The organism is Bifidobacterium sp. POST2/T3 (B1), from assembly GCF_058197115.1.
Map to the genome: position 1 here is coordinate 1,448 of NZ_JBVPQK010000360.1, position 1,209 is coordinate 2,656.

The following is a 1,209-nucleotide window of genomic DNA, read 5'->3' on the forward strand; positions in this document are numbered from 1 at the left end:
CGGGTTGAGCATGATGTCGATGGGGGTGCCATCGGCCATGAAGGGCATATCCTCCTCGGGCAGGATCCTCGAGATGACACCCTTGTTGCCGTGACGGCCCGAGAGCTTGTCGCCCTGGGTGATCTTGCGGTGCTGGGCGATGTAGACCCGAATCATCCGGTTGACGCCGTTGGGCAGCTCATCGCCGTCCTCCTCGGCATCCTCGCGGGTGACCTCCTTGACCTCGATGACCGTGCCGGTCTCGCCGTGGGGCACCCGCAGGCTGGTGTCGCGCACCTCGCGGCTCTTCTCGCCGAAGATGGCTCGCAGGAGCCGCTCCTCGGGGGTCAGCTCGGTCTCGCCTTTGGGGGTGACCTTGCCGACCAGGATGTCCCCGGCCTCGACCTCTGCGCCGATGCGGATGATGCCGCGCTCGTCCAGGTTGGCCACCGCATCCTCGCCCACGTTTGGCAGGTCCCGGGTGATCTCCTCAGCGCCCAGCTTGGTCTCGCGGGCGTCGGTCTCATACTCCTCGATGTGGATGGAGCTCAGGGTGTCGTCCTGTACCAGCCGCTGGGAGATGATGACGGCATCCTCGTAGTTGTAGCCGTTCCAAGGCATGAAGGCCACCAGGACGTTCTTGCCCAGAGCCATCTCGCCCTTCTCGGTGGCGGGGCCGTCAGCCAGGACCGTGCCGGCCTCGACCCGCTCCCCGTCCTTGATTAAGGGGACCTGGTTGTAGCAGGTGGTCTGGTTGGACCGCTGGAACTTGGCCAGCTTGTATGAGGACTGGGTACCGTCGTCATTCATTACGCGGATGATGTCTGCGGAGACATAGGTGACCACGCCCGGCTTCTCAGCCAGGACGACATCGCCGGAGTCGATGGCGGAGCGCCACTCGGAGCCGGTGCCCACCAGGGGCCGCTCGGACTTGACCAGGGGGACGGCCTGACGCTGCATGTTGGTGCCCATCAGCGCTCGGTGGCCCTCGTCGTGCTCCAGGAAGGGAATCAGGGAGGCGCCCACCGAAACCATCTGCCGGGGGGAGACATCCATCAGGTCCACCTGGGAGACGGGCACATCCTTGGCCTCGGCCTCGGCATCACGCACCAGGGCCTCGTCCTCGACGAAGTGTCCGGTCTCGTCGATCTCCTGGTTGGCCTGGGCGATGGTGTGCTCGGACTCCTGGTCGGCGGTCATGTAGACCACGTCGTCGGTCACCTGGCCATC

At 65.4% G+C, this 1,209-nt stretch carries 1 pseudogene; it reads right to left on the reverse strand.

The window, feature by feature from the left end:
* A pseudogene (locus AC0AP0_RS11605) lies at nucleotides 1–1,209 on the reverse strand (DNA-directed RNA polymerase subunit beta); the annotation flags it as partial.